The sequence below is a fragment of the Bradyrhizobium sp. HKCCYLS2038 genome (assembly GCF_051167655.1).
Classification (GTDB): Bacteria; Pseudomonadota; Alphaproteobacteria; order Rhizobiales; family Xanthobacteraceae; genus Bradyrhizobium.
Genome location: NZ_JBNPTM010000024.1, coordinates 1 through 4428 on the forward strand (window position 1 = coordinate 1; position 4428 = coordinate 4428).

At 52.3% G+C, this 4428-nt stretch carries 3 protein-coding genes; all 3 read right to left on the reverse strand.

Annotated elements, in window-relative coordinates; translation table 11 throughout:
* A partial coding sequence (locus ACQR1I_RS36815) for a hypothetical protein (protein ID WP_434871260.1) occupies positions 1–476 on the reverse strand: 476 nt, incomplete at its 3' end.
* Positions 477–631: 155 nt separating this feature from the next.
* Positions 632–1738, reverse strand: coding sequence for a hypothetical protein (locus tag ACQR1I_RS36820; protein WP_434871259.1), 1107 nt, complete (start codon positions 1736–1738; stop codon positions 632–634).
* Positions 1735–2724, reverse strand: coding sequence for an HNH endonuclease (locus ACQR1I_RS36825; protein WP_434871258.1), 990 nt, complete (start codon positions 2722–2724; stop codon positions 1735–1737). The genes ACQR1I_RS36820 and ACQR1I_RS36825 overlap by 4 nt, the downstream gene beginning before the upstream one ends.
* Positions 2725–4428 lie beyond the last annotated feature (1704 nt).

Below are 4428 nucleotides of genomic sequence, written 5' to 3' on the forward strand. Positions count from 1 at the left end.
TTCAAAGCGTCAGACGTACTTGACCGCCCGCGCAAGTATACTTTTTCATTCTCGTGAAACGCGGTAGCAACTGAATGAGTCAGGAACCAAACGAGCGTGGCAACATAATCTGGGAGTGGATGCCTTACGATCTCCAGCGCGATCTGACGAACTGGAAATGTGTGTTCGACGTGAACTGACTGTCCAAGCTTGCTACCAACCCGATATTGGGTGTCAATAAATGCCTGCGTCCTGAAAATCGTCCCAGCGCACAGGCCCCCGGTCGTCAGAGGGCCCTTGGCCTTGAAGCCGAGCTTGTCATGAAGTTGACGGATATACGAGGCTAGAGAACGGCCTTTAATTGGAGCGCCGTGGCTAGCAGCATGCAGCAGGTCAACTTGCCGAAATGGGCTCGCAATCCAATCTGGATTGCGATCTATGAGCGACTTCCATTGCGTGAGAAGTTGCAACCGCTCGGCGCCTATAATGGTATCCATCTGATCTTGTTGCGGCATGTCAAAGAGAATTGGGCTTGTTGGCGTAAGCTAGTCTAAGGTCACATGAAACTGCCTTAATATTTCAGACACTGGAATTCTTAGATTCTTATTGCCGTGAGGCTCTCTAAATCCGAAGCGCGCCAGGTGCAGCTACCTCATCGTGGAAGTCTAGCGATGAAGTCGTAGATCTTCTGGTCTAGAAGAATCGTTGGATCATTATCCTGCGCATTCGCGCCGGCACGCTGGGCATCCCTAACGTTGAGCATCTCGACTAGATCGTCGTCGTCCAAGAAAACTATGAGCTTCCCTGAATCACGCATTGCGCCGAAAGCCGCAAGCTCAGCATGCTCGTGAGGCCCTTTCCGACTTAATAGAAAGCATACAGACCGTAAGGCACTCACACTTAGATAACGTTCAGTGGTGTATACTTGATGAGGTCCGACAACTTCCGAATAGTTCTTAAATTCGAATATTACAACGCGGGATCGAAAGTCGCGCGTCAGTGTCTCCCAGAACAAGTGGGCCGGATTGACGCGGTAGATGAGATCGAGCACGTTCAAGCCGTCCTCAGTTCTTGACTGCGGTCTTGCGTCAAGAAGATTGTCTCCGAAGAGATACTCGATAATCTCGACACACAATCGTTCGTAATCGTGTGCTGACCCGCGGCCCGACTCAAGCGAGCGAAGTCTGAGGGCTAGCTCAGCACCACGAAGATTGCCTGCAAGCGGCACTGTAGCTTCAGCGAAGCCTGTACCAGCACTGTCGTCGCCAGGCCTTTCCAGCAACATTTCCGCTCGTAACCGATCGAGCTTAGAGAATGCCTCAGCGAATTGGTTGCTCAACCCCGAATGTGCACGGACCAACTCCCCTAGATCGCTTCTGTCCCAAACCTGCACTGCGAATTCCGACTGGAGCCATTTCCGGTGGGAGGGATCAACATTGCTGGAAACGATCAATAAGCCGGATACAGAAGAACAAACAGGCGAGGTGGGAGGTTCAGCGATCAACTTCGCGGAATGAAGCCGGATAGAGCTTGCGAGCGTTGCTGACCAATCGCGGAGCTGGCGCAGCGTGACCGGGTTGTTCCTGGTCCACTTAATCTTAACGAAGTAAGTTGTCGCTCCGTTTCTGGCGACAATGTCGAACCGCCCACTCTCACGCGAGGCTAAGTCGGCTTCCTGCTCGATGCCGTAGCCAGAAGCGATCAGAAGCGCGGTGCACAAGCGTTCAAAATCGAAAGCCGTCTTCTGAAGGAGATTCATCGGGGATCCCAGTTCTGACGCTCGTCTTCAGGCGTGCTCTGCAAAAAAATTGTGCTTCGATGGTAGTCGAGATACTTGGCTTGGCTCTCGTTGAAAGGCGCTACGGCGAAGCCCGTATCGGTCGATATGCCGAGCCGCAAGAAATCAGCGGAACTAATGCGAGGCGAACGTAACAGGGTCCCGCCGTCTTCAAACGAGATGTAGCCGCGATCAAAAAGCAGGTCTATATGTGGCGCTAGTAACAGACCATTGTTGCCGTCCAGCCTTTCATGATTGTTTGCGCAAGCACGCCAAGGCTTAATATGGCTGGCCCTCAACAATCTTTCGTCGACAATCCCGGTTATTCGACACGAGTTCTCTATCCCGATCAGATTTCTCCGAAATCGCCCTTGGCCTCGGCGAGCAAGTACAACCGCCTGACGCTCGGTCCTGTCGATGGAGGTGTTGTTCCGAATCTGTCGTTCTAGCTCGTCGTCCAGCCGATCGATGGCCGTTTCTGATCTATCCAATTCAGCAATGGTTGAGTCCGCGCCGGGTCTCCAGCCGCCAAGCGGACGGAGTAGTTCAGCAGCCATAAGCTGCGGTACAGCTGCCAAGTAGACACTCTGGAGACCGTCCCCTGTAGCGCTTTGTATTGGTGAATACTTTTTGGGAAGCAACGGACGCAAAACATCCATTAAATCCTTGGGCTTGATGACGACCGGAGGCCGGTGCCATTCGACAGGGACTAACCATCCATCGCTATTCCAGGGTCTGTTAGCCAACTCAATGGGGCGATCTGCGGAAACCGCGGGGCCCTGGATCACTCCAATATAGGGTATCCGCTGATCGATGTACGAGAAAACAACATCGCCTGCATCGACCAAGCGCATGTTCTCATAAAAGCGATTGAAGGCACCATCTTGGCGGCGCTTCGGTGACCACATGTAGCCACCAGCGATTTCATGTCGACCCGTCTGATTCTGATTCACCCACCAAAATTTCATGTAGCACCTATAGGTTGATTATGTCATTTGCAACATCTTGCGTCTAATGCAATCGTTGATTGTTGGGCGACTTAAAGTTAGAAAGATGATCAGCGTAGCGCGCTTAGCGAATTCCCTAATCCTCGGTCAATACTCATGCTCGACGCCTTTTTGCGCAAGGGAGCTCAGCTTCCAACGGAACTAGGAGCAGAAGTCGGCAGCCGTCGAGTGATCGAGGATGCGATAACATCAACCTTGTTCACCCCACTTCGCTTTATGTCCCCTCCGGATGTAAGCCAGATCTTATCGATAGTTATAGGAGAGAATGACCGCCGGGTTGCTGACGAGTGTCGAGTTGATCTGTGGCCTCGACTTCCATCGTATTCTAGTAAGTCATCTTCAAGCTACGTAGAACCAGACCTCATCGTCAATTTGCAATACGGATCACTCAAGGAAGTACTCGTATTCGAGATAAAGTGGGACGCGATGCTTGATGTGCGCCAGCAAAGAGCTCAGGTCGCCAGCTGCACTGCCTCGATACCGGCCACGAGTCGACTACGTCATATCTCTCTAGTCAAATATGCGACCCTTGATGCATTGCGATACAAATCGAGCCATGTACGCCAGTGGTCGAGCGTTCTGCGCGATCTAAAAGTAGCAGGGGACGCTCCGTCCGATATTTCGAGGGTTGCAGCAGAATGGTGCTGCGATGCGGCACTGCTCCTGCGTAAATTGGGGATCGGAGCTTTTGAGGGTCTCCATGCCGTGCCGATTAGACCGATCCCCCAAAAGTCCTTTGCGTTTGCGTTGAGGCGCTTTCGGTGGACAGACCTTCGAAGTGTCGGTCTGACCACGTTTCAAGGTCCCAAGGCTTGGAGAGCATATGTCAATAATCTTTGATTCCTACTCTAATGTCGTCAAAGTGACGGATGAGCTTGAGCACCTTCCTCAATCGGGTCGAGATCTATTTGGATCTCGGTCCGGGATGTCTGTAGCTGCATTCTCCTGGAACAAGCATGAGGAATGGGGAGGCTTAGGAAAATGGGTGTGCCGATGGGCCTCACTTGGTGCTGACGTATCTAAAGAAGGACAGCGTGGCCCTAAGGTAATCGGAAGGGCTATTCTATGCACCGATCTATACCGGGATCGAGCCTCGTTGATGCAGCGGGAAAAGCTCGCGCACGCTGAAATATCGCTTTTGACTTGCTGCTTCATAGCGGGAAAGCGAATTACCGAAGAGATCTACGATGTAGACTACTTAAAGTATACTTCCGACGGATGGCCAGTTTATTCAGGTGATCTCGTTCGGCATGCCGGCGGACGGCTACTGGAACATCCGAGCGAAACGCTAAGCTCGACGAATTGGCACGAGCGCTCTTGGTTGTTTACTGTACCGCTAGAGGCGATCCAAACGCCTCAAGACTTCCGTTCTCAGGTTTCAGAACCGTTCTGGGCCGTGCTTTCTGGCTACCCTGAAGAGGCATTCAAAGGTGATAGCGCCGCGTGCCGCTTTCCGGAGGAGAACGGGTAATGGCCCGTCGGAGCAATGAAGTTCCAGGGCTTGCTCATTCCTGGAGTGATGTTTCCGGCGTGGGCAAACGATTTAAGTAGTTCTTGACAGTCTGCGGGAAGAACCTCCGTCCGGTCTTCGTCATAACCCCCGCTGCATTCAGTTGTCGTGCAATCTCGCTGTATGACCGCCGCAAAATATCCGCACCCAGTTTT